Source organism: Ramlibacter tataouinensis (genome assembly GCF_001580455.1).
In the GTDB taxonomy this organism is placed as follows: Bacteria; Pseudomonadota; Gammaproteobacteria; order Burkholderiales; family Burkholderiaceae_C; genus Ramlibacter; species Ramlibacter tataouinensis_B.
Window position 1 is genome coordinate 445,180 of sequence record NZ_CP010951.1, and the last position, 22,004, is coordinate 467,183.

Consider the following 22,004-nt stretch of genomic DNA (forward strand, 5'->3'; position numbering starts at 1 on the left):
GATGGGTACTTATGTCATTCGCACGCCCGACATCGGCGAGGGAATTGCCGAAGTGGAACTGGTTGCCTGGCACGTGAAGCCCGGCGACATGGTGAAAGAAGACCAGGTGCTGGCCGATGTCATGACCGACAAGGCCACGGTCGAGATCCCCTCGCCGGTGACCGGCAAAGTGATGGAACTGGTGGGCGAGGTGGGACAGCAGGTCGCGGTGGGCAGTGACCTGATCCGGTTGGAGGTGGAAGGTGCTGGAAACGTGAAGGCGGGGGCGGTGGCTGCTGCCGCGGCCGCACCGGCGGCCCAGCGCCCCCACCCTAACCCTCCCCCGGAAGGGGAGGGAACGGGGACCGCTCCTCCCCGGGAGATGGAGGCAGCAAAGACTGACTCCCTCCCCCACCGGGGGAGGGCCGGGGTGGGGGCGCTCGAGCGTCCACCCACAAGTGCCCCCGTCGCCCAGCGCGCCCCCGGCGAGAAGCCCATCGCTTCCCCCGCCGTGCGCCGCCGCGCCTGGGAACTGGGCATCGAACTGCAGTTCGTCCATGGCAGCGGCCCCGCCGGCAAGATCACGCACGAGGACCTGGACGTCTACCTCGCCTCGCGCGGCCAGCCCATGGCGGGGCGCGCCGCTGCCACCGCTTATGCGCAGCGCAGCGGCGAGACCGAAGTGCCGGTGATCGGCCTGCGCCGCAAGATCGCGCAGAAGATGCAGGAGGCCAAGCGCCGCATCCCGCACTTCAGCTATGTCGAGGAAATCGATGTCACCGAGCTGGAAGCACTGCGCGCGCGGCTGAATGCCAAGTACGCCGCCGAACGCGGCAAGCTGACCGTGCTGCCGCTGCTGGCCCGCGCGGTGGTGCTGGCGGTGCGCGACTTCCCGCAGATGAACGCGCGCTTCGACGACGACGCGGGCGTGGTCACGCGCTACAACCCGGTGCACCTGGGGCTGGCGGCGCAGACGCCCTCGGGCCTGATGGTGCCGGTGATGCGCCATGCCGAGACCCTGGACCTGTGGGACAGCGCCCGCGAGATCGCGCGCCTGGCCGAAGCGGCGCGCACCGGCAAGGCGGCGCGCGACGAACTGAGCGGCTCGACCATCACCATCACCAGCCTGGGTGCGCTGGGCGGCATCGTCACCACGCCTGTGATCAACCATCCTGAGGTCGCGATCATCGGCGTCAACCGCATCGTCGAGCGGCCCATGTTCCGCAACGGCCTGGTGGTGGCTCGGCAGATGATGAACCTGTCGTCCTCGTTCGACCACCGCGTGGTCGACGGCATGGACGCGGCGGAATTCATCCAGGCGATCCGCGCGCTGCTGGAAGCGCCAGCCATGCTGTTCGTGGAGTAGCGCGATGAGGACGCTCACGACAACGCTGCTGGTGATCGGCGGCGGCCCGGCCGGCTATGTGGCCGGCATACGCGCGGCCCAGCTGGGCGTGCAGACCATCGTGGTCGAAGGCGAAAAGCTCGGCGGCACCTGCCTGAACATCGGCTGCATCCCGTCGAAGGCGATGATCCACGCAGCCGACGAGTTCGAGAAGGCCCGCCACTGGGCCAACCATTCGCCGCTGGGCATCCAGGTGCAGTCCGCCGCGATCGACATCGCCCGCACGGTGAAGTGGAAGGACGGCATCGTGCAGCGCCTCACCGGCGGCGTCGGCGTGCTGCTCAAGCGCGCCGGCGCGCAGGTGATCGAGGGCTGGGCGACCGTCCTCGACGGCAAGAGCGTGGAGGTGCGCACTGCGCAGGAGACGCTGCGCATCCAGTGCCAGCATCTCGTGATCGCGACCGGCTCGATCGCGACCGAGCTGCCCAACCTGCCCTTCGGCGGGGCGGTGATCTCCTCGACCGAGGCGCTCGCGCCGGCGGCGCTGCCCAAGCGCCTGGTGGTGGTGGGCGCCGGCTACATCGGCCTCGAACTGGGAATGGCCTACCGCAAGCTCGGATGCGAAGTGACGGTGGTCGAAATGACCGAGCGCGTGCTGCCCACCTACGACGAGGAACTGACGCGTCCGGTGTTGGCCGCTCTGAAGAAACGCGGCGTGGTCCTGCACCTGGATTGCAGCGTCGAGGGCCTCGACGAGGGTGGCAAGGCGCTGCGCGTGCGCAGCAGCAACGCCGATGAATTCGCCCTGCCCGCCGACCAGGTGCTGGTGGCCGCGGGCCGCCGCCCGCGCACCGAGGGCTTCGGCCTGGAGAACCTGCGGCTGGACATGGCGGGCCGGGCGGTCAAGGTCGATGACCAGTGCCGCAGCTCGATGCGCGACGTCTGGGCCATCGGCGACGTGAGCGGCGAGCCCATGCTGGCGCACCGAGGGATGGCCCAGGGCGAGATGGTCGCCGAGATCATCGCCGGCCACCGGCGTCGCTTCGCGCCCGCGGCGATCCCGGCCATTTGCTTCACCGACCCGGAAGTGGTGGTAGCCGGTCTCTCACCCAGCCAGGCCGAAGAAGCCGGGCTGGACTGCATCCAGGCGGCGTTCCCCTTCAGCGCCAACGGGCGCGCCATGACGCTGGAGTCCACCGATGGCTTCGTGCGCGTCGTGGCCCGCCGCGACAACCATCTGATCGTCGGCTGGCAGGCGGTCGGACGTGCCGTGTCGGAACTGGCGGCGGCGTTCTCGCAATCGATCGAGATGGGGGCGCGCCTGGAGGACGTGGGCGGAACGATCCATGCACATCCGACGCTGGGTGAGGCGGTGCAGGAGGCAGCGCTGCGGGCGTTGGGGCAGGCGCTGCATATCTGAGTCGTTGGAACTGCTTCAGGAACTAGCAGTCAAGAGGTCCCCACACCAAAGAGAGCTCGCAATTTGTGAGCTCTCTTTTTTTGACCACGATCAGGATCGATCAAAGCCGCGGACTTGCCATTGCTCGTGAGCCGATGGACGAGCGTGCGGGAAGAGCGTCAGTTCGGTCCGCCAAAGTCACGCGGGTACTTTTCGTAGTACGGATTCGGCGTGTAGCTTTGGACGGCCGAGCAGGCGATCAGTGCCAGCAGCGCGGCTGCAACGGCAACAAGGCGCAGTGTCGAAGACATCACAAGGCGCATGAGCTTTTCCGTTGTGAGGGCGCGCGCATGATAGGCGAGAACCCACGGGCGCGGGCTTGGGAGTCAGCAATGTCAAGCGATGAGCGCAACGAGAGAGCAAGGGCCGGCACAGCGCCGGAGGCCGCGAACCTCGGAATGATGCGGCCGCCTTGGATCTACCTGGGCGCCATCGTCCTGGGCCTGTTGCTTCATTTCGCCTGGCCCGTCCGGCTCTTGACTCCGGCTTTGAGCGTGCCGCTAGGGGTCTTTGCCGTGCTGGTCGCCGTCGCGCTATTCGTCTCTGCGGTGCGCACGTTTCGCAGCGCCGGCACACCCGTTCCTGGCAACCTTCCCACCACCGCGATCGTCCGCACCGGGCCCTATCGCTGGAGCCGCAATCCCATCTACCTGGCCTTCTCGCTGCTCCAGCTCGGGATCGCGGTCTGGGTCAACAGCCTCTGGCTGCTCATCACCCTCGTCCCGGCCGTGGTACTGATGTCCCTGGTGGTCATTCCTCGCGAGGAGCGCTACCTCGAAGCCCGGTTCCCGTCGGATTACCTGGCCTACAAGTCTTCCGTGCGTCGCTGGCTATAGGCGCTGCAAGTCGAGGCAATTGTTACGCGAGTACCTAACTGCTGAGCTCGGGCTGTGCATAGGATGACTTGTCACTTTGTCTGGGAGGTCCCCAATATGAACAAGACAGCCCTTCGCATGTCCCGCGCATTGGCGCTCACCGCGGCGGTGGCGCTCGCAGCGCAGACGCCGCTTGCGCAGGCCGAGATCGTCGACACCGACGCCCTGGCCGTTCCCAGCCAGGTGGAACTGGACCGGGCCAAGGTCCAGTCCTTCCTGGAGCGCGCCAACGTCAAGGAGCGCATGCAGGCCATGGGACTGAGCGGGCTGGTCGCAGCCGACCGCGTCGCGTCCTTGAGCGAGGCCGAAGTGCATGCGCTGGCCGAGCGCATCGACGGGCTGCCGGCAGGCGGCGCCCTCAGCCAGCAGGACTGGATCCTGATCCTGCTGGTGGTGCTCATCATCGTCATCGCGCTCTGATCCTTTCCATGTTCGGATCGCCGGCGCGCTGGCCGAAGCGCGTGCTGGCCAGCATCGCGCTCGCGCTCTCGGGATGCGCCACGGTCCCGGCACCGGATTACGGCCGGGGATTGCCGGCATCGCAGGCCGAACGGGTGGAGCTGTCGGCGGTGCCCTTCTTTCCCCAGGAGGACTACCAGTGCGGCCCCGCCGCCCTGGCCACGGTCCTGCAGAGTGCGGGCATCGCGCGCACCCCGGCGGAACTGACTTCACAGGTCTACCTGCCACAACGACAGGGCAGCCTGCAGGTGGAACTGCTGGGGGCCTCGCGCCGGTCGGGCGCCGTGCCGTACGTCCTGCGCGGCCAGCCCGGCGACCTGCTGCGCGAAGTAGCCGCCGGCCACCCCGTGGTCGTGCTCCAGGACGTTGGCGGTCCGCTGCGGACGCAGTGGCACTACGCGGTCGTGGTGGGCTTCGACCTGGCCGGGAAGACCTTGCTGCTGCGCTCCGGCACCTTCCAGCGCCTGGTGATGAGCGTCGATGAATTCGATCGCAGCTGGGCCAAGGCCGAGCGCTGGGCCTTCGTCGCGCTGCCGCCCGATCGCCTGCCCGCCACCGCCAGCGAGACCGACTACGTGGCCGCCGCCGCGGACTTCGAACGCGTCTCGGCCGCGCTGGGGCCGGACGCCTACCGGACCGCCTTGCGCGCCTGGCCGAAGAACCTGTTCGCCAGACTGGCGCTGGGCAATGCGGCCTACCGCGCGCGGCAACTCGAACAGGCGCAGACGCAATACCGGCAGGCCACGCTGGACCATCCGGACTCCGGCGATGCCTGGAACAACCTCGCGCAGGTCCTGTTCGAGCAGAGCCGTCCCGATGAGGCCGCCGACGCCGCCCGGCGCGCCGTGGCCATCGGCGGCCCGCGCCTGGCCACTTATGCGGCCACGTTGCGCGCGGTCGCCACGCCCGGCCCGGCATTGAAGTAGCCCGCGCCCCACCGGGGGCCGGGGCCGATTCATGCAAGCCCTGCAATAACGCATCAGGAAATTGCCATTTACAGCGGACAAGGGTTGACTGAATACTCGACGGGAGTCGAACACACAAAAGGAGACCTCCATGAAGAGCATCACTCGCCGCGGCGCATTGGCCACCGGCCTGACCGCCGCCGCCGTCACCGCGTCCTGCGGCACCACGGCGATGTCCTCCGCCAGCCGCCGGACACCGTTCCAGGTGGCAGGCGCCACCATCCCGATCGTCAACAGCGACGAGGCCTTTCCGGTCCGCCGCATCTATTGCATCGGCCGCAACTACCGCGCGCACGCCTTGGAGATGGGCTCCAACCCGGACCGCGAGCCGCCCTTCTTCTTCCAGAAGCCCACCGACGCCATCCAGCATGTGCCTGCCGGCACGGTGGGGGACCACCCCTACCCCACGCTGACCAAGAACTACCACTACGAGGCCGAACTGGTGGCGGTCCTGAGCAAGGGCGGCAAGAACATCCCGGTGGCCCAGGCGCTGGAGCATGTCTACGGCTACTCGCTGGGGCTGGACATGACGCGCCGCGACCTGCAGCGCGCAATGGGCGACGAGAAGAAGCCCTGGGAGATCGGCAAGAGCTTCGACCACTCGGCCGTGATCGGCGCGGTGCACCGCGTGGCCCAGACCGGCCACTTCACCAAGGGTGCGATCTGGCTCAAGGTGAACGGGCAGACCAAGCAGAACGCCAACCTGAACCAGATGATCTGGTCGGTGGCCGAGCAGATCAGCAAACTGTCCGAGGCCAACGAACTGTTCCCCGGCGACATCATCTACTCCGGAACGCCGGAGAACGTGGGCCCGGTCGTGCGCGGCGACCTGATCGAGATGCACATCGACGGCTTGCCCAATCTGAGCGTGCGCATTGTCTGAAGACAGGCGCCGGCGCCGGGCCGGCGCGATTCAAAAGCGCGAACCGGGCTGCTTCAGGAACTCGATCTCCTCCGCTGTCGATGCGCGGCCCAGGATCGCGTTCCGGTGCGGATAGCGCCCGAACCGGTCGACGATGGTCTTGTGCCGCAGCTCGTAGTCGTAGTTCGAGCCGGGCGCGAACTCCCGGAAGAGGCGCTCGGCCAGCACATGGATGGCCGGCGATTCGCTGTGCATGAAGGGCATCAACAGGAAGCAGCGTTCATCGGGTGGCAAGAGGCCCAGCACCCCCAGGCGGACAGCCTCCTGCGCCAGCACCAGGGCCATGGGATCCTGCGCAAAGGCCTGCGGCGTGTTCCTGTGGATGTTCCTAGAGAACTGGTCCAGCACGATGATCTCGGCGAGTCGCCCCAGCGGGTCGTCGCGCCACTCGTGCAATTCACCCCGCGCCGCCTGCTGGTGCGTGACGAGGAAGCGCGACCTGATCTGCCCGTCGAATGCCGGATCCGCCGACCACCACATCTTCGGCGCAATTTCCTTGAACCAGAATCCGATCACGTCCTGATGCATCAGCGCTCCCTGGCGGCGGTAATCCGCCAAACCGCGTTCCCCACGTCGTCCGCGACCAGCAAAGCGCCGCGGCCATCCAGGGCCACGCCCACCGGCCGCCCCCAGGCCTTGCCTTCCGGGCTGACGAAACCGGTCAGCACGTCCCGCGGCATGCTCGAGGGACGGCCGTTCGCGAAGGGCACGAACACCACCTTGTAGCCGGACAGCGGGCGCCGGTTCCAGGAGCCGTGCTCGCCGATGAAGGCGCCGCTGTCGAAGGGCGGCGGCATCCTGGCGTCCGAGAACACGAGGCCGAGCGGCGCGACGTGGTTGCCCAGCGCGAAATCAGGCACGACCGCGCGCGCCACCATCTCGGGCCGCGCCGGTTGCACGCGCGTGTCCACATGCTGGCCCCAGTAGCTCCAGGGCCAGCCGTAGAAGGCGCCCTCCTTCACGGCCGTCAGGTAGTCGGGCACCAGGTCGCTGCCCAACTCGTCGCGCTCGTTCACCACGGTCCACAACGCGCCGGTCACGGGCTCCCAGGCCAGGCCATTGGGATTGCGCAGGCCGCTGGCGAACAGGCGCTTGTTGCCGGTGGCAAGATCCACCTCCCAGATCGCGGCGCGGCCCTGTTCGATCTCCATGCCGTGTTCCGCGGCATTGCTGTTGGAACCCACGGTGGCGTACAGGCGGGCGCCGTCGCGCGAGGCCACGATGTTCTTGGTCCAGTGGTGGTTGATGCCGGCCGGCAGCTCGGTCACGGTTTCCGGCTTCGCCGCGATGCGCGTGTCGCCGGGGCGGTAAGGCACCCGCACGATGCCGTTCGCATTCGCGATGTAGAGCCTTTCGCCCACCAGGGCCATGCCGAAGGGCGAGTGCAGTCCCTCCAGCAGCACGCTGCGCGTTTCGGCGATGCCGTCGCCGTCGGTGTCACGCAACAGGGTAATGCGATCGGCGCTGGGCACACCGGCGCCGGCGCGCTTCATGACCAGCTTCGCGGCCCAGGACTTGAAGCCGCCGGGCTCGTCGGGCGTGGCGGGCTTGTTGCTCTCGGCGACCAGCACATCCCCATTGGGCAGCACATGCAGCCAGCGCGGATGCGACAGCTCGCGCGCGAAGGCGGTGACCCGCCAGCCCTGCGGCGACTGGGGCTTGCCGCCCTCGGGCCAGCCCAGCGCCGGCGCGACATGGACGGTGGGCAGCAGCCCGCGGGTGGGCTGCGGCAGCTGCGGATTGGGACCGAAGCTGCGCTCGTCGGGCAGCCTGGAGACGTCACCGCAGGCGGTTAGCGCGAGTGAGACAAGAAGACAGGCGAGCAGCCGATGCATGCCCAAGTGTAGGCAGGCTGGCGGCGCCCTGCATGCGCCGCCTGGCCTGGCTGACGCAAGCCTGGTCTTACTCGACGCGCAAAATGCCGGTCGGCTTGAAGCCCAGGTCGGCGGCCTTGCCCTTGCGGCCGCGGCCGGCCTTGGCGTTGTTGAGCGAGCGGATCTCCAGCACCTCCTCGCGCTCCTTGCCGCCACGCCCCACGCCCTCGATCTGCACGCTGCGCGTGTAGGCGGCGGCCCCGGCCAGCGTGTCCTTGGGATCGAGGTCGATCAGCATCAGGCCGCGGCCGCCGTTGGCCATCGGCTTCAGCTCGCCGATCTCGAAGGTCAGGATGCGGCCGTTGGCCGAGGCGCAGGCCACGTGTGTTGCCGGCACCTGCGGCGCCACATTGGCCGGCGACGGCCGGCACACCGACTCGCCCTCGCCCACGCTGATGAACGCCTTGCCGGCCTTCTGGCGCGAGATCATGTTCTCGACCGTGGCCAGGAAGCCGTAGCCGCCGGTGCCCGACAGCAGCAGCCACGCGCCCGGCGCACCCGCGAAGTAGTGCATCAGGTGTGTGCCGGCCTCCAGTTCGATGAAGGTGGTGAGCGGCTGGCCGTCGCCACGCGCGCCCGGCAGCACCGACACCGGCACCGTGTAGACGCGCCCGTTGCTGCCGAAAGCCAGCAGGATGTCCACCGTGCGGCACTCGAAGGTGCCGTACAGGCCGTCGCCGGCCTTGAAGGCGAAGCTGGCCGCCTCGTGGCCATGGCCCTGGCGCGCGCGCACCCAACCCTTGTTGGAGACCACCACCGTCACCGGCTCGTCGATCACCTTGATCTCGGCGACCGCGCGCTTCTCGGCCTGGATCAGCGTGCGCCGCTCGTCGGCGAACTGCTTGGCGTCCTGCTCGATCTCCTTGACCATCAGACGGCGCAGCGCCGCCGGGCTGCCGAGGATTTCCTCCAGCTTCTTCTGGTCCTCGCGCAGTTCCTTGAGTTCCTGTTCGATCTTGATCGCTTCGAGCCGCGCCAACTGGCGCAGACGGATGTCGAGGATGTCGTCGGCCTGGCGCTCGGAGAGCTTGAAGCGCGCGATCAGCGCCGGCTTGGGCTCGTCGCTGTTGCGGATGATGTGGATCACCTCGTCGATGTTCAACAGCACCAGCTGCCGGCCTTCGAGGATGTGGATGCGGTCCAGCACCTTGTCCAGGCGATGGCGCGAGCGCCGCTCGATGGTCTGGTGGCGGAACTCGATCCATTCGCTGATCATCTGGCGCAGCGACTTCTGCACCGGCTTGCCGTCCAGGCCGATCGAGGTCAGGTTGATCGGCGCGGACGTTTCCAGGCTGGTGTGGGCCAGCAGCGTGCCGATCAGGTCGCCCTGCTCGATGCGGCTGGTCTTGGGCTCGAACACCACGCGCACCGCCGCATCCTTGCTGGATTCATCGCGCACCGCATCGACCACCGCCAGCACGGTCTGCTTCAGCTGCACCTGCTCCTGCGTCAGCGCCTTCTTGCCGGCCTTGACCTTGGGGTTGGTGAGTTCCTCGATCTCCTCCAGCACCTTCTGCGCGCTCACGCCGGGCGGCAGCTCGTTCACCACCAGCTGCCACTGGCCGCGCGCGAGCTCCTCGATCTTCCAGCGCGCGCGCACCTTGAGCGAGCCGCGGCCGGTGCGATAGGCCTCGGCGATGTCGGAGGCGGCGCTGATGATCTGTCCGCCGCCGGGGAAGTCCGGTCCGGGGATCAGCTCCAGCAGTTCTTCGTCAGTAAGCCGCGCGTTCTTGATGAAAGCGATGCAGGCGTCGGCCACTTCTCGCAGGTTGTGGCTGGGGATCTCGGTGGCCAGGCCCACCGCGATGCCGCTGGCGCCATTGAGCAGCGTGAACGGCAGGCGCGCCGGCAGCTGGCGCGGCTCCTGCGTGCTGCCGTCGTAGTTGGCGACGAAATCAACCGTGCCCTCGTCGATCTCGTCGAGCAGCAGGTTGCTGATGCGCGCCAGCCGCGCCTCGGTGTAGCGCATCGCCGCCGCGCCGTCGCCATCGCGGCTGCCGAAGTTGCCGTGGCCGTCGATCAGCGGATAGCGCTGCGAGAAGTCCTGCGCCATGCGCACCAGCGCGTCGTAGGCGGCCTGGTCGCCGTGCGGATGGAAGCGGCCGAGCACGTCACCGACCACGCGCGCGCTCTTGACCGGCCGCGCCCCAGCCGTCCCGCTGTAGCCCAGGCCCATGCGGGCCATCGAGTAGAGGATCCGGCGCTGCACCGGCTTCTGGCCGTCGCACACGTCGGGCAGCGCGCGGCCCTTGACCACCGACAGCGCGTACTCGAGGTAGGCGCGCTGCGCATAGGACGCGAGGTCGGGACTGTCGTCGCCGCCGCCGGCGTTGTCGAAAGAAAGGAGGTCTTGTTCCATGAGATGTCTTGGCAATCACCTGCGCCCGCCGGTCGCGGGCATGGCGCGGTATGGAGGCGCCTTGTCAATCACTGAGGGTGTCGAGTTCCGACGGCGAAGGCGCCGCAGCGAATTCCACGCGCACCCGGCCCGTGGCCAGCGCGGCCGGCGGCTTGAGCATGGCGTAAAGCTGCAGCACGGTCTTCACGTAGTTCTGGGTCTCGCGGTAATTGGGCACCTGCCGGCCGGCGCGCATCACCGCGCCCTCGCCGGCGTTGTAGGCGGCCAGCGCCAGGTCGAGCTGGCCCGGATAGAGGTCGATCAGGTAGCGCAGGTACCGCGTGCCGGTCCGGATGTTGACGGCCGGGTCGGCGAGCTTCTTTTCAACCGGTGTCTTCGCATCGCCGCTCACGCCCCAGCGCTGGGCGGTAGCCGGCATGATCTGCATCAGCCCCACCGCGCCCTTGGGCGACACCGCCTGGGCATCGAAGCCCGATTCGGTGGCGATCAGCGCCTTCAGCAGCTCGTAGTCCACGCCGTGCGCGCGCGAGGCGGCGCGCAAGTGGTGCTGCACCTGCTTGTAGCCGGGCGCCACCTCGAAGTAGGCCAGCAGCTTGGGCGGCGCGGTGGGCACCGCCACGGCACGCGGCGTGCTGGCGCGGCCGGGCGGATCCTCGCCGCCGCGAAAGAACAGCTCGTAGCGCTGGTCGAGCTTCTCGGAGGCGAAATGCGGCACCCCCTTCTCGTCCACATAGCCCCAGACCTCGGCGCGCACCGGAGCTGCCAGCACCAGGGCCAGGCCCGCGGCGACGAGGCACGAAGCCAGTGGATTCACGCTTTCAGCTCCAGCCCCAACTCGCGCCGCCCGCTGAACTCCTGGCGCAGCATCGACATGACGATCAGCGACTCGAATCCGCCGTCGGTCTTCACCGCTTCGCGCAGCTCGCCTTCGAACACGAAGCCTTCGCTGTCGTAGAGCGCCTTGGCGCGGGTGTTGCGCTTCTTCACGTCGAGCCAGAAGCGGTGGGCCTTGAGGTCGTCGAAGGCGATCTTCTTGGCCATGCGCAGGGCCGCGCGGCCGAAGCCCGAGCCCTTGGCCTGGATCACCATGCGCTTGAGCTCGATCGACTGCTGCGGGCTGCGGCAGCCGATCAGGATCAGGAAGCCGACGGCCGACAGGTCGGGGCCGCCTTCGACGATGAAGTGGCGGAAATCCGGGAAGCGGATCGCCGCCTCGTGCTGCGTGCGCTCCCAGGGCGTGATGAAGGCCAGGTTCTCCGCCGACTGCTCGAGCGAGACCACGTAGTCCAGGTCGCTGCTCATGGTCGGGCGCAGGCGCACCCGCGCGTTGGTACGGTCAGGCGTGCTGGCGGCGAAGTTGGCGATGGTCATCTTGAGAAGCGGATATCCCTCTAGATGTCCACTTCCACGGCATCGCCGTGGAGTTCCATCAGCTCGCGGCGGGCCGCCGCTTCGCCTTTGCCCATGAGCTTGGTGATCAGGCTCTCGGTGGCCAGGAAATCGAGCTTGCCCAGCTGCACCGGCAGCAGCCGGCGGGTGTCGGGGTTGAGCGTGGTTTCCCACAGCTGCTCGGCGCTCATCTCGCCCAGGCCCTTGAAGCGGCTGATGCTCCAGGCGCCTTCGCGCACGCCCTCCTTGCGCAGCTTGTCGAGGATGGCGGTGAGCTCGCCTTCGTCCAACGCGTAGGTCTTGGAGGGCGGCTTCTTGCCGCGCGCCGGCGCATCGACCCGGAACAGCGGCGGCCGCGCGATGTACACATTGCCCGCGTCGATGAGCTTGGGGAAATGACGGAAGAACAGCGTGAGCAGCAGCACCTGGATGTGCGAGCCGTCCACGTCGGCATCGGACAGGATGCAGATCTTGCCGTAGCGCAGGTTGGACAAGTCCGGGTTGTCGTTCGGCCCGTGCGGATCGACGCCGATGGCCACCGCGATGTCGTGGATCTCGGTGTTGGCGAACAGGCGGTCGCGCTCCACCTCCCAGGTGTTGAGCACCTTGCCGCGCAGCGGCAGGATCGCCTGGCATTCCTTGTCGCGGCCCATCTTGGCGCTGCCGCCGGCGGAGTCGCCCTCGACCAGGAACACCTCGTTGTGCGAGAGGTCGCGGCTTTCGCAGTCGGTCAGCTTGCCCGGCAGCACGGCCACGCCCGAGCCCTTGCGTTTTTCAACCTTCTGCCCCGCCTTCTGGCGCGACTGCGCGGCCTTGATCGCCAGCTCGGCGAGCTTCTTGCCGTACTCCACGTGCTGGTTGAGCCACAGCTCCAGCGCCGGCCGCACGAAGCTGGACACCAGGCGCACCGCATCGCGCGAATTCAGGCGCTCCTTGATCTGGCCCTGGAACTGCGGGTCCAGCACCTTGGCCGACAGCACGTAGGAGGCGCGCGCGAACACGTCTTCGGGCAGCAGCTTCACCCCCTTGGGCAGCAGCGAGTGCAGGTCCACGAAGCTCTTCACGGCATTGAACAGGCCGTCGCGCAGGCCGCTTTCGTGGGTGCCGCCGGCGCTGGTGGGAATCAGGTTGACGTAGCTCTCGCGCACCGGCTGGCCATCCTCGGTGAAGGCCACGCACCACTGCGCGCCCTCGCCTTCGGCGAAGTTGTCGTTGTTTTGCGCGTATCCCTCGCCCTCGAACAGCGGGATGACGGGGTCGGCCGTCAAAGTCTGCATCAGGTAGTCGCGCAGGCCGCCCTTGTACTGCCAGCTCTGGGTGTCCCTGGCCTTCTCGTTGACCAGCGACACGGTGACGCCGGGCATCAGCACCGCCTTGCTGCGCAGCAGGTGCGCCAGCTCGGTCATGGGCAGGGCGTGGGATTCGAAGTACTTGGGATCGGGCCACACGCGCACGGTGGTGCCCTGGCGGCGCTCGCCCTCCTGCAGCTTGCGCAGGTGCAGCTGCTCGATCACGTCGCCGCCGGAGAACACGATGTGGGCCACCTGCCCTTCGCGATGCGTGCTGACCTCCAGGCGCTTGGCCAGCGCGTTGGTCACCGACACGCCCACGCCGTGCAGGCCGCCGGAGAAGCTGTAGGCACCGCCCTTGCCCTTGTCGAACTTGCCGCCGGCGTGCAGCCGGGTGTAGACCAGTTCGATCACCGGCGCCTTCTCCTCGGGATGCAGCCCGAAGGGAATGCCCCGGCCGTCGTCCTCGATGCTGACGGAACCGTCGCTGTGCAGGGTGGTCTTGATGCGCTTGCCGAAGCCGGCCAGCGCTTCGTCCGCCGCGTTGTCCAGGACTTCCTGGATCACATGCAGCGGGTTGTCGGTGCGGGTGTACATGCCGGGCCGCTGCTTCACGGGCTCCAGGCCCTTGAGCACCCGGATCGAGCCTTCGGAGTAACCGGTGTCGGGTTTGACTGCCATGGGACGGGGATTGTAGTCGCGCTGGAGTTTCCGGCTGTATGTTTATACAGACACGGATCATCCCCGGAGACCCTTCACGAGAGGACGAATTGCCCATCCGGCTAGATTCGCTGCCATGCAGCAAAGACTTTCCATGGCCCAGGTGCTCGCTTGTGGCGCCGCCGTCGTCACGCTTTCCATGGGCATCCGCCACGGTTTCGGGTTGTGGCTGCAGCCCATCACCCAGGCCCAAGGGTGGAGCCGCGAGACCTTCGCCTTCGCCATCGCCATCCAGAACCTGGCCTGGGGCTGCTTCGGCATCTTTGCCGGCATGGCTGCCGACCGTTTCGGCGCCTTCCGCGTACTGGTCACCGGCGGCGTGCTGTACGCCCTCGGGCTGGCGGGCATGGCGCTGTCGCCGACGCCCCAGCTGTTCGCGCTCACCGCCGGCGTGCTGCTGGGCGCGGCCCAGGCCGGCACCACCTATGCCGTGATCTACGGCGTCATCGGGCGGCAGGTCGATGCCAACCGGCGGTCCTGGGCGATGGGCATGGCCGCGGCAGCCGGTTCGTTCGGCCAGTTCCTGATGGTGCCGGTCGAGGGCTTCCTGATCGCCGGCTTCGGCTGGCAGCACGCCCTGCTGATCCTGGCGGTGTTCGCCCTGCTGATCGGACCGCTGGCCTACGGACTGCGCGAGCCCGGCTTCCACGCCAGCGCGCCGCACCGGCACCGCGAGCAGACGATCGGCCAAGCCCTGCGCGAGGCCTTCCGCTACCCGAGCTTCCAGCTGCTGATGGCCGGCTACTTCGTCTGCGGCTTCCAGGTGGTCTTTATCGGCGTGCACATGCCCAGCTACCTCCGGGACAAGGGCCTCTCGCCGCAGGTGGCCAGCTACGCGCTGGCGCTGATCGGCCTGTTCAACATCTTCGGCACCTACCTTGCGGGCACGCTGGGCCAGAAGCTGGCCAAGCGCAAGATCCTGGCCACCATCTATCTCGGCCGCGCGCTGGCGATCGCGCTGTTCCTGTGGGCGCCGCTCACGCCGGCCTCGGTGTACGTGTTCGCCAGCGTCATGGGGCTGCTGTGGCTGTCCACCGTGCCGCCCACCAACGCGACGGTAGCGCAGATCTTCGGCGTGGCGCACCTGTCCATGCTGGGCGGCTTTGTGTTCTTCAGCCACCAGATCGGCTCCTTCCTCGGCGTGTGGCTCGGGGGCCTGCTGTACGACCGCACCGGCAGCTACGACATCGTCTGGTACCTGGCCATCGCGCTGGGCATCTTCGCCGCGCTGGTGAACCTGCCGGTGCGCGAAGCGCCGATCCCGCGCGGCGCGCCGCAACCGGCCTGACCATGGCGGCGAGCGCGAAGAAGTGGCTGGGATGGAGCGCCGCCGCCGCGGCGCTCGCGGCAGTGTTTGCCCTCTACACGCAGCCGCAGCTGATGGTCACACTCAGCGAACTGTTCTGGGCCTGCTTCAACTAGATTCCCAGGGCGAGACATCCGGCTCGTTCACGGTTCGCAGGCGCCGGTCTGCCGCGACAATATCGGCATGAAAGTTTTCGTCATCACCGGCGCGTCGGATGGCATCGGCGCCGAGATCGCCCGCCAGCTCGCGCGCGCCCACGGCAAGGACGCGGCGCTGGTTCTGGCCGCGCGCAACGGCGGCAAGCTGGAGGCGGTCGCCGCGCTGTGCCGGCAGGCCGGCGCCCAGGCCCTGGCCGTCATGACCGACGTGGCGCAGGAGGCGCAGTGCCGGGCGCTGATCGACAAGGCGGTGCAGGCCTACGGCCGCATCGACGTCCTGATCAACAACGCCGGGATGTCGGCGCATGCCCTGTTCGGCGACGTGCGCGCCCAGGACCTGCACTGGTACGAAGACCTGATGAAGGTGAACCTGTGGGGCGCCGTGTGGTGCACGCACGCCGCGCTGCCGCAGCTGAAGGCCAGCCGCGGGCAGGTCGTGGCGGTGTCCTCGCTGGCAGGGCTGGTGGGCGTGCCGGGGCGCACCGCCTACAGCGCCACCAAGTTTGCGCTGGCCGGCTTCTTCGAAGCCTTGCGCATCGAGCTCAAGCCCGCGGGCGTGGCCGTGACCACGGTCTATCCCGGGGTGGTGGCGACAGAGACGCGCCGCCGCGGCTACAACGCGCGCGGTGAGCCGGCCGGCACCAGCGGCCTGAAGGAAGAAGCCGCCATGAGCGCGGAGGAATGCGCGCGCCTGGCGATCGCCGGCATGAACCGCCGGCAGCGCGAGGTGGTCATGACCGCCCGCGGCCGGCTCGGGCGCTTCATGAAGCTGCTGGCGCCGGGGCTGGTCGAGAACATGGCGCTGGCCGCGCTCAAGGACGAGGTCCGGCCCGATTAATGCACGACTCGCAGATCCCCTCGAACTGGGTCCGGCGCTGGGCCCACCTGGTGCCCGCGGGCGGCGCCGTGCTCGACGTGGCCTGCGGCCAGGGTCGGCACCTGCGTCACTTCGCGCAGCGGGGCCACCCGGTCACCGGCGTGGACCGCGACGCCGCTTCACTGGCGCATGCGCAGGGCCTGGGCGAAACGCTGGTGGCCGACATCGAGAACGGCCCCTGGCCGTTTTCCGGCCGCAGTTTTGCGGGCGTCGTGGTGACAAATTACCTCTGGCGTCCGCTTTTGCCTGCCATCCTCGGCTGTATTGGCCCGGGCGGCGTACTGATCTACGAAACTTTCGCTGCCGGCAACGAGACGGTCGGCAAACCGTCTCGACCGGACTTCCTGCTTGCCCCCGGCGAACTGCTGCGCGCCTGCGAAGCGCTGCGTGTGGTCGCCTACGAGGACGGTTTCCTCCAGGGGCCGGATCGCTTCGTCCAGCGCATCGCCGCCGTGCGTGCGCAGCCCACCGCTGCGCCAGCCCGGCATGCGCTCGAGGCAGCTTGACCCAATCGTTAGAATTACTGTTTCCCAACGAAACCCGACATGACACCGATTACAGGCAGCATCGTGGCGCTGGCCACCCCGATGCACGAAGACGGCAGCGTGGACTACCCCACCCTGCGCAAGCTAGTCGATTGGCATATCGCCGAGGGCACGGCTTGCATCGGCGTGGTCGGGACCACGGGCGAGTCGCCCACGGTGGACGTCGAGGAGCACCACGAGATCATCCGCGTGTCGGTCGAACAGGCACGCGGCCGCGTGCCCATCATGGCCGGCACCGGCGCCAATTCCACCGCCGAGGCGATCGAGCTGGCGAAATATGCCAAGGCCGTGGGCGCCGACTGCCAGTTGCAGGTCGTGCCCTATTACAACAAGCCGACGCAGGAAGGCATCTACCGGCACTTCAAGGCCATCGCCGAAGCCGTGCCTGAGCTGCCCACCGTGCTGTACAACGTGCCCGGCCGCACGGTGGCCGATATGCAGCACGAAACCGTGCTGCGCCTGGCCCAGGTGCCCGGCATCGTCGGCATCAAGGAAGCCACCGGCAACATCGAGCGCGCGCAGTGGCTGATCCGCGACCTGCCCCGCGGCTTCGCCGTGTATTCCGGCGACGACCCCACTGCCGTGGCGCTGATGCTGTGCGGCGGCCAGGGCAATGTGAGCGTCACCGCCAACATCGCGCCGCGCCTGATGGCGCAGTTGTGCAAGCTGGCGATCGCCGGCGACGCGCGCGGCGCGATGGAGATCCAGCGCAAGCTGATGCCGGTGCACCGTCACCTGTTCGTCGAGGCCAACCCGATTCCGCTCAAGTGGGCGATGGCGCGCCTGGGCCTGTGCGGACCGGCCCTGCGCCTGCCGATGACGCCACTGTCCGAGCCGAATGAAGGCGTCGTCGAGGCGGCGCTGCGCGCGAGCGGCCTGCTCGCCTGAAAACGAAACATACAAAATCCGAAGGGGATCAAGTGAAGCTCCAAGCAAAATCCGGCGTGCTGGCCCTGGCCGCAGTCCTCATGCTGTCGGCCTGTTCTGTGCTCGATGGCGACAAGATCGACTACAAGAGCGCCGGCAAGGGCGCCCCGCTCGATGTCCCGCCCGACCTGACGCAGCTGTCGAAGGATTCGCGCTACCAGGTGCCCGGCGGCACCGTGACGGCCAGCGCCTTCCAGGTCGGCCAGGCCGCGCCGGACATGCCGACTGCCGCCACGACCCTGGGTGACGTACGCGTCGAGCGCGACGGCCAGAAGCGCTGGCTGGTGGTGACCCGTCCCGCCGACCAGGTGTGGGGCCCGGTGCGCGACTTCTGGCTGGAAAGCGGCTTCCTGCTCACGCTGGACCAGTCCAACCTCGGCATCATGGAGACCGACTGGGCCGAGAACCGCGCCAAGATTCCGCAGGACTTCATCCGCAACACCCTGGGCAAGCTGATCGACTCGGTGTACTCCACGTCCGAGCGCGACAAATTCCGCACCCGGCTGGAGCGCACCGCCAGCGGCGGCACCGAGATCTACCTCAGCCACCGCGGCATGATCGAGGTGTACGCCAATCGCGAAAAGGACCAGACGGTGTGGCAGCCGCGCCCGGCCGATCCCGAACTGGAAGCCGAATTCCTGCGCCGCCTGATGGTCAAGCTGGGCACGCCGCCCGAGCAGGCCAAGTCGCTGGTGGCCGCGGCGCCCGCCAAGCCCAGCTCGCGCGTGGCCGATGTCGCCGGCGCCCCGGTGGTGCAGATCGACGAAGGGTTTGACCGCGCCTGGCGCCGCGTCGGCCTCGCGCTCGACCGCACCGGCTTCACGGTGGAAGACCGCGACCGCACCCAGGGCACGTATTTCGTGCGCTACGTCGAGCCCACCGCCAACAAGGAGCCGGGGATCATCGCCAAGCTCTTCAGCTCCGAGAAGACCAATCCGCCGATCAAGTACCGCATCGCGCTCAAGAGCGAAGGCGAGAAGACCACGGTGTCGGTGCTGAACCAGAGCGGCGCGCCCGAATCCTCCGCCACGGCGCAGCGCATCTGCAAGGTCATCGCCGACGACCTGAAATAAGCAAGGGATAACGAGGGGCGCTGCGGCGCCCCTCGTCCTTTGATGGCTCCATGATTCGATGCAAGAGCCTTGGCAGCGGCAGCACTGGCAACGCCACGGTGGTCCAGGCGCGCGAGGGCGCGCAGGTCACGCACTTGCTGGTCGACTGCGGGCTGGGCATCCGGCAGCTGGACAAGCGCCTGCTCCAGGCGGGCCTGACGGCCGCGCAGGTCGATGCCCTGTTCATCACCCACGAGCACGCCGACCACATCGGCTGCGCGCGCCAGTTTGCCCTGCGCCAGAACATTCCGGTGTACATGAGCCATGGCACTTATGCGGCCATCGGGCAGCCCGACCTGGGCGGCCTGCTGCGGCTGGTGGCCGACGGCGTGCCGCTCGTCGTGGGGGCGATGGAAGTGCGTCCCTTCACCGTGCCGCACGATGCGCGCGAGCCCTTGCAACTGAGTTGCGGCGACGGCGCCACGCGGCTGGGCCTGCTCACCGACCTCGGCCACGCCAGTGCCCATGTGCTGGAGCAGCTCGCCGGCTGCGCCACCCTGCTGCTCGAATGCAACCACGATGGCGGCCTGCTCGCAGCCTCCAGCTACCCGGCCTTCCTCAAGCGCCGCATCGGCGGCGACTGGGGGCACTTGGACAATGAAGCCGCGGCAGACATCGCGCGCGCCCTGCGGACCTCCGGCCTGAAGCAGGTGGTCGCGGCGCACCTGTCCGAACAGAACAACCGCCCCGACCTGGCGCGTGAAGCACTGGCGGCCGCGATGGGCTGCGACCCCGCGGACATCGCCGTGGCCGACGGCCCCAGTGGCTGCGGCTGGCTCGAGGCCTAGGACCAGAGGCCGGGCGAGCTCCGGCGCGCTCCCTCATGGGGTCAGCAGCTGCGCACGCGTTCGCCCGCGCCGGCAGGACTGGAGTGACCCTGCCGTCGACACGGGCTCGACGGGCGGAAATCAGCGTCGCAGCAGCGGGAATGAGGGGCTGAGCGTTGACTGCGCGAGGGCCGGCTTCCCGGACCCGGGACCAGACACAACAGTACACACTTCCCCCTTCGATTGGGTGCAGGTTTGATTGCCCTTCGCGTCCACGGTGCACTTGGTAAACGTGGTGGGGACGCACTTGCAGGTCGCCCCTTGCGGACAATTTGCTTCGGCAGCGGCGGGACCTGCAAGCGAGATGAGCGAGGCCGCGAAGGCCGCAAACGCGAGGGAAGTGCGGGGGGTGGAGCTGGACTTGAAGTTCATGTCGGATCTTCCGGTGAGGTGGCAGATGAGTCGCGGGCTGCAACGCCCGACCCGAACATGGGTTGCAGCCTGGCTGCGAACGGTTCAAGAGATTCGCGCAGGTGCTGCCCCCCTAGACACCCCACCGCAGGCTAGCCCCCGCGGCAAAAACAAAAAGCCGCCCGAAGGCGGCTTTTTGCTGAATCGGAGATCCGATTACTTGGTGGCCGAAGCGGCAGCCGAGGCAGCGGAAGCGGCCGGGGTGGCAGCGCCAGCGGCAGCAGCGGCGGCAGCGGAAGCGGCGCCAGCGGAAGCGTCGGCAGCGGGGGCCGAAGCCGTGGCGGCGGGGGCAGCGGCGGGAGCAGCAGCCGGGGCGGGAGCGGGCGCGGGCGCCGGCTCTTCCTTCTTGCCACAAGCGGCGAGGGCGGCGGCGGCAATCAGGGTCGCCAGGACGAGCGATTTCTTCATTTCGGGTTCCTTTTAGGGAGATGCAAACAATTTCCGGAAACTGTCAAGAGCCGTCGTTTGGCTGCGTTGACCGAGCGCAAGGACTCGAGCTCTTGCGTTCAGCCTGCGATTATATGCAGGAAATCCCCTAGCGCGGCATTGGGACCTGTCCGGTCAAAGCCCCAGCGTCACCGCCGGAAAGGCCGGCGAGCTCTTCAGCAGCCACTCATCCAGCAGCTCGCGCAAGAGCAGGCGCCGCCGCGTTTCGCTGCCGCACACGCCATTGCTGCGCTCCACATCCAGGCGCTGCAGCACCCACTGTGGGCTCCAGATGGCGCTCGGGAACCCCAGCGGATCGGCCGAGCGGCAGCCGCGGGCTTCGATGACGTGCGACCAGGCCTGGCGCCAGGTGACGAAGCGCGCGTGCTGGCGAATCACCTCGTCATAGCGGCAGGCCAGCAGGATGCAGCGACGGCCGGCGCGCGACCAGTCCTGCAGTGACTGCGCCACCTCGCGCTCACCCAGCGGCCAGTCCTGGAAGCTGGCGTCGGACAGGATGAGCTCGGGCCAGCCCTCGCGCGCGGCACAGGCCAGCGCATCGCGCACTCCCTGTCGGAACGCCTCGCGCCCGGCGAAGCGGCCTTCAGGCAGGGCTTCGCCCTGTTGCTGTTGGCTCATGGCCCCACCTCCTCCCGCGGATGCAGCCATCCGGCCTCGCACCATGAGGCCAGGACCTCCAGCGCCTGGTCGCTGGCCTTGGCGACCTGGGCCGCGCTGAGCGCGCGCCGGTCGGCCAGCGCACGCATCAGGGTCGCATCGCGACCCGCCGCGCGCAGGCTCTCGCCGTTGATGAACACATGCCGGCGGTCGTACATCATGCGCGTGCGCCGGTCCAGCACCAGCGCGCCCGCGAGGTCCGGCTCCTCCTCGCGCGGCTCGAACCAGACGTTGGCCTTGGGCTCGGTGATGTACTCGCCCAGCGCGCGGGCCAGCACGTCGCGGTCGGCCAGCGCCGAATGCAGGGCGGCCTGCGCGAACGCCAGCAACGGCGCGGGCACTTCGCCGGGCGCATCGGTGGCCGGCTGGGAAGGGTCCCAGTAGAGCGATTCGCCGGCGATGTCGGGCGCATCGTCGGCAATGCGCTGCAGCAGATCGCGCGCCAGTTCGCCGCGATTGGGCGTGCGAAAGCCGATCGAGTAGGTCTGGCACTCGCCCTCGGCGATGCCGTCGTGCGCCCAGCGCGGCGGCAGGTACAGCATGTCGCCGGGCTCGAGCACATGTTCCTCCTCGGGCTCGAAGTTCGACAGGATCTTGACCGGCACGTCCTCGCGCAGTGTCATGTCCTTGCAGGGACCGATGCGCCAGCGCCGGCGGCCCTGCGCCTGCAGCAGGAACACGTCGTAGGAGTCATAGTGCGGGCCGACGCCGCCGCCGTCGGTGGCGTAGCTCACCATCAGGTCGTCCAGCCGCGCCTGCGGCGCGAAGCTGAAGCGCTGCAGCAGGGCGTGGGCCGCATCGTGGTGCAGGTCCAGCCCCTGTACCAGCAAGGTCCATTTCGCTTGCGACAGGGGCGGCAGCGCGCGCCGCGCGAAGGGACCGCGGCGCATGCGCCACTGGCCGCGCGATTGCGACACCAGCCGCGATTCGACATGGTCGGCGGCGGCCAGCGCGAACAGCTCGCTGCGCGACAGCAGGGGCCGCATGCCGGGCACGGCCCCGCGCACCAGCAGCGGTTTCTTCTGCCAGTGGCGGCGCATGAATTGTTGCGGGGAGAGGCCGCCCAGCAGCGGCGAAGCGTGTGCGATGTCCATGGGAACTG

The 22,004-nt window shown here is 68.4% G+C and carries 23 protein-coding genes; 13 read left to right on the forward strand and 10 right to left on the reverse strand.

From position 1 onward, the window contains the following. Window position 1 precedes the first annotated feature (1 nt). Complete coding sequence (locus UC35_RS02105; protein WP_061495724.1) at window positions 2-1,345, forward strand: dihydrolipoamide acetyltransferase family protein; 1,344 nt, start codon at window positions 2-4, stop codon at window positions 1,343-1,345. Window positions 1,346-1,349: 4 nt separating this feature from the next. Beyond that, complete coding sequence (gene lpdA / locus UC35_RS02110; protein WP_061495726.1) at window positions 1,350-2,744, forward strand: dihydrolipoyl dehydrogenase; 1,395 nt, start codon at window positions 1,350-1,352, stop codon at window positions 2,742-2,744. Between the two features lie 158 nt (window positions 2,745-2,902). On the opposite strand, the gene UC35_RS23840 is transcribed toward lpdA, so the two are convergent. Next, the gene (locus tag UC35_RS23840; protein ID WP_158513851.1) at window positions 2,903-3,046 is read right to left on the reverse strand and encodes a hypothetical protein; all 144 of its coding nucleotides are present in this window, start codon (window positions 3,044-3,046) and stop codon (window positions 2,903-2,905) included. 69 nt (window positions 3,047-3,115) lie between these two features. On the opposite strand from UC35_RS23840, the gene UC35_RS02115 reads away from it, so the two are divergent. The 4 genes from UC35_RS02115 to UC35_RS02130 all read left to right on the forward strand — a co-directional run bounded on the left by UC35_RS02115 (window position 3,116) and on the right by UC35_RS02130 (window position 5,965). Further along, window positions 3,116-3,619 carry a methyltransferase family protein gene (locus UC35_RS02115; RefSeq protein WP_082793477.1) on the forward strand — a complete coding sequence of 168 codons (504 nt, stop codon included), beginning with the start codon at window positions 3,116-3,118 and terminating at the stop codon, window positions 3,617-3,619. Window positions 3,620-3,715: 96 nt separating this feature from the next. Beyond that, the gene (locus UC35_RS02120) at window positions 3,716-4,078 is read left to right on the forward strand and encodes a PA2779 family protein (protein WP_061495730.1); all 363 of its coding nucleotides are present in this window, start codon (window positions 3,716-3,718) and stop codon (window positions 4,076-4,078) included. An 8-nt stretch (window positions 4,079-4,086) separates the two neighbouring features. Continuing rightward, entirely contained in the window at window positions 4,087-5,043 is a 957-nt protein-coding gene (locus tag UC35_RS02125) for a PA2778 family cysteine peptidase (protein WP_061495731.1), read from the forward strand. A 130-nt stretch (window positions 5,044-5,173) separates the two neighbouring features. Beyond that, complete coding sequence (locus tag UC35_RS02130) at window positions 5,174-5,965, forward strand: fumarylacetoacetate hydrolase family protein (RefSeq protein ID WP_061495733.1); 792 nt, start codon at window positions 5,174-5,176, stop codon at window positions 5,963-5,965. 30 nt (window positions 5,966-5,995) lie between these two features. Here UC35_RS02130 and UC35_RS02135 read toward each other — a convergent pair whose 3' ends face one another. From UC35_RS02135 to UC35_RS02160, 6 genes are all read right to left on the reverse strand, one after another. Beyond that, window positions 5,996-6,532 (reverse strand): DUF924 family protein, encoded by a 537-nt coding sequence (locus UC35_RS02135; protein ID WP_061503636.1) that lies wholly within the window; start codon window positions 6,530-6,532, stop codon window positions 5,996-5,998. Then, entirely contained in the window at window positions 6,532-7,839 is a 1,308-nt protein-coding gene (locus UC35_RS02140) for a PQQ-dependent sugar dehydrogenase (RefSeq protein ID WP_061495735.1), read from the reverse strand. The genes UC35_RS02135 and UC35_RS02140 overlap by 1 nt, the downstream gene beginning before the upstream one ends. Window positions 7,840-7,906: 67 nt before the next feature. Beyond that, window positions 7,907-10,237, reverse strand: a complete 2,331-nt coding sequence (gene parC, locus UC35_RS02145; protein WP_061495737.1) for a DNA topoisomerase IV subunit A — start codon at window positions 10,235-10,237, stop codon at window positions 7,907-7,909. 64 nt (window positions 10,238-10,301) lie between these two features. Continuing rightward, window positions 10,302-11,051 (reverse strand): lytic transglycosylase domain-containing protein, encoded by a 750-nt coding sequence (locus UC35_RS02150; protein WP_061495739.1) that lies wholly within the window; start codon window positions 11,049-11,051, stop codon window positions 10,302-10,304. Further along, entirely contained in the window at window positions 11,048-11,608 is a 561-nt protein-coding gene (locus UC35_RS02155) for a GNAT family N-acetyltransferase (protein WP_061495741.1), read from the reverse strand. Before UC35_RS02155 ends, UC35_RS02150 begins: the two co-directional genes overlap by 4 nt. 20 nt (window positions 11,609-11,628) lie before the next feature. Beyond that, the gene (locus tag UC35_RS02160; protein WP_061495743.1) at window positions 11,629-13,596 is read right to left on the reverse strand and encodes a DNA topoisomerase IV subunit B; all 1,968 of its coding nucleotides are present in this window, start codon (window positions 13,594-13,596) and stop codon (window positions 11,629-11,631) included. A gap of 115 nt (window positions 13,597-13,711) precedes the next feature. Between UC35_RS02160 and UC35_RS02165 the strand changes: the two genes are divergently transcribed. The 7 genes from UC35_RS02165 to UC35_RS02190 all read left to right on the forward strand — a co-directional run bounded on the left by UC35_RS02165 (window position 13,712) and on the right by UC35_RS02190 (window position 19,348). After that, window positions 13,712-14,923, forward strand: a complete 1,212-nt coding sequence (locus UC35_RS02165; protein ID WP_193788635.1) for an MFS transporter — start codon at window positions 13,712-13,714, stop codon at window positions 14,921-14,923. 2 nt (window positions 14,924-14,925) lie between these two features. Beyond that, entirely contained in the window at window positions 14,926-15,057 is a 132-nt protein-coding gene (locus tag UC35_RS24360) for a hypothetical protein (protein ID WP_265331336.1), read from the forward strand. Window positions 15,058-15,124: 67 nt separating this feature from the next. After that, entirely contained in the window at window positions 15,125-15,937 is an 813-nt protein-coding gene (locus UC35_RS02170; protein WP_061495747.1) for an SDR family oxidoreductase, read from the forward strand. Next, window positions 15,937-16,482 carry a class I SAM-dependent methyltransferase gene (locus UC35_RS02175; RefSeq protein WP_061495749.1) on the forward strand — a complete coding sequence of 182 codons (546 nt, stop codon included), beginning with the start codon at window positions 15,937-15,939 and terminating at the stop codon, window positions 16,480-16,482. The genes UC35_RS02170 and UC35_RS02175 overlap by 1 nt, the downstream gene beginning before the upstream one ends. A gap of 39 nt (window positions 16,483-16,521) precedes the next feature. Continuing rightward, window positions 16,522-17,409, forward strand: coding sequence for a 4-hydroxy-tetrahydrodipicolinate synthase (gene dapA, locus UC35_RS02180; RefSeq protein WP_061495751.1), 888 nt, complete (start codon window positions 16,522-16,524; stop codon window positions 17,407-17,409). A 32-nt stretch (window positions 17,410-17,441) separates the two neighbouring features. Next, window positions 17,442-18,521, forward strand: a complete 1,080-nt coding sequence (gene bamC / locus UC35_RS02185) for an outer membrane protein assembly factor BamC (protein WP_415752691.1) — start codon at window positions 17,442-17,444, stop codon at window positions 18,519-18,521. A 50-nt stretch (window positions 18,522-18,571) separates the two neighbouring features. After that, window positions 18,572-19,348 carry an MBL fold metallo-hydrolase gene (locus UC35_RS02190; protein ID WP_061495753.1) on the forward strand — a complete coding sequence of 259 codons (777 nt, stop codon included), beginning with the start codon at window positions 18,572-18,574 and terminating at the stop codon, window positions 19,346-19,348. Window positions 19,349-19,954: 606 nt separating this feature from the next. Here UC35_RS02190 and UC35_RS22885 read toward each other — a convergent pair. The 3 genes from UC35_RS22885 to UC35_RS02200 all read right to left on the reverse strand — a co-directional run bounded on the left by UC35_RS22885 (window position 19,955) and on the right by UC35_RS02200 (window position 21,996). Beyond that, window positions 19,955-20,206, reverse strand: a complete 252-nt coding sequence (locus tag UC35_RS22885; RefSeq protein ID WP_082792549.1) for a hypothetical protein — start codon at window positions 20,204-20,206, stop codon at window positions 19,955-19,957. A 153-nt stretch (window positions 20,207-20,359) separates the two neighbouring features. After that, a complete protein-coding gene (locus UC35_RS02195) occupies window positions 20,360-20,863 on the reverse strand; it encodes a hypothetical protein (protein ID WP_061495755.1) in 504 nt (167 codons plus the stop codon). Then, entirely contained in the window at window positions 20,860-21,996 is a 1,137-nt protein-coding gene (locus UC35_RS02200; RefSeq protein WP_061495757.1) for a cupin domain-containing protein, read from the reverse strand. Before UC35_RS02200 ends, UC35_RS02195 begins: the two co-directional genes overlap by 4 nt. Between the last annotated feature and the right edge of the window lie 8 nt (window positions 21,997-22,004).

Bases quoted from the DNA above. Each gene is read 5' to 3' on its own strand.
- UC35_RS02190 (WP_061495753.1), top strand. From the start codon at position 18,572: ATGATTCGATGCAAGAGCCTTGGCAGCGGCAGCACTGGCAACGCCACG.
- UC35_RS02165 (WP_193788635.1), top strand. From the start codon at position 13,712: ATGCAGCAAAGACTTTCCATGGCCCAGGTGCTCGCTTGTGGCGCCGCC.
- UC35_RS24360 (WP_265331336.1), top strand. From the start codon at position 14,926: ATGGCGGCGAGCGCGAAGAAGTGGCTGGGATGGAGCGCCGCCGCCGCG.
- UC35_RS02175 (WP_061495749.1), top strand. From the start codon at position 15,937: ATGCACGACTCGCAGATCCCCTCGAACTGGGTCCGGCGCTGGGCCCAC.
- UC35_RS02170 (WP_061495747.1), top strand. From the start codon at position 15,125: ATGAAAGTTTTCGTCATCACCGGCGCGTCGGATGGCATCGGCGCCGAG.
- UC35_RS02200 (WP_061495757.1), bottom strand. From the start codon at position 21,996: ATGGACATCGCACACGCTTCGCCGCTGCTGGGCGGCCTCTCCCCGCAA.
- dapA (WP_061495751.1), top strand. From the start codon at position 16,522: ATGACACCGATTACAGGCAGCATCGTGGCGCTGGCCACCCCGATGCAC.
- UC35_RS23840 (WP_158513851.1), bottom strand. From the start codon at position 3,046: ATGCGCCTTGTGATGTCTTCGACACTGCGCCTTGTTGCCGTTGCAGCC.
- UC35_RS02120 (WP_061495730.1), top strand. From the start codon at position 3,716: ATGAACAAGACAGCCCTTCGCATGTCCCGCGCATTGGCGCTCACCGCG.
- UC35_RS02140 (WP_061495735.1), bottom strand. From the start codon at position 7,839: ATGCATCGGCTGCTCGCCTGTCTTCTTGTCTCACTCGCGCTAACCGCC.
- UC35_RS02195 (WP_061495755.1), bottom strand. From the start codon at position 20,863: ATGAGCCAACAGCAACAGGGCGAAGCCCTGCCTGAAGGCCGCTTCGCC.
- lpdA (WP_061495726.1), top strand. From the start codon at position 1,350: ATGAGGACGCTCACGACAACGCTGCTGGTGATCGGCGGCGGCCCGGCC.
- UC35_RS02135 (WP_061503636.1), bottom strand. From the start codon at position 6,532: ATGCATCAGGACGTGATCGGATTCTGGTTCAAGGAAATTGCGCCGAAG.
- UC35_RS22885 (WP_082792549.1), bottom strand. From the start codon at position 20,206: ATGAAGAAATCGCTCGTCCTGGCGACCCTGATTGCCGCCGCCGCCCTC.
- UC35_RS02125 (WP_061495731.1), top strand. From the start codon at position 4,087: ATGTTCGGATCGCCGGCGCGCTGGCCGAAGCGCGTGCTGGCCAGCATC.
- UC35_RS02115 (WP_082793477.1), top strand. From the start codon at position 3,116: ATGTCAAGCGATGAGCGCAACGAGAGAGCAAGGGCCGGCACAGCGCCG.
- parC (WP_061495737.1), bottom strand. From the start codon at position 10,237: ATGGAACAAGACCTCCTTTCTTTCGACAACGCCGGCGGCGGCGACGAC.
- UC35_RS02105 (WP_061495724.1), top strand. From the start codon at position 2: ATGGGTACTTATGTCATTCGCACGCCCGACATCGGCGAGGGAATTGCC.
- UC35_RS02155 (WP_061495741.1), bottom strand. From the start codon at position 11,608: ATGACCATCGCCAACTTCGCCGCCAGCACGCCTGACCGTACCAACGCG.
- UC35_RS02160 (WP_061495743.1), bottom strand. From the start codon at position 13,596: ATGGCAGTCAAACCCGACACCGGTTACTCCGAAGGCTCGATCCGGGTG.
- UC35_RS02130 (WP_061495733.1), top strand. From the start codon at position 5,174: ATGAAGAGCATCACTCGCCGCGGCGCATTGGCCACCGGCCTGACCGCC.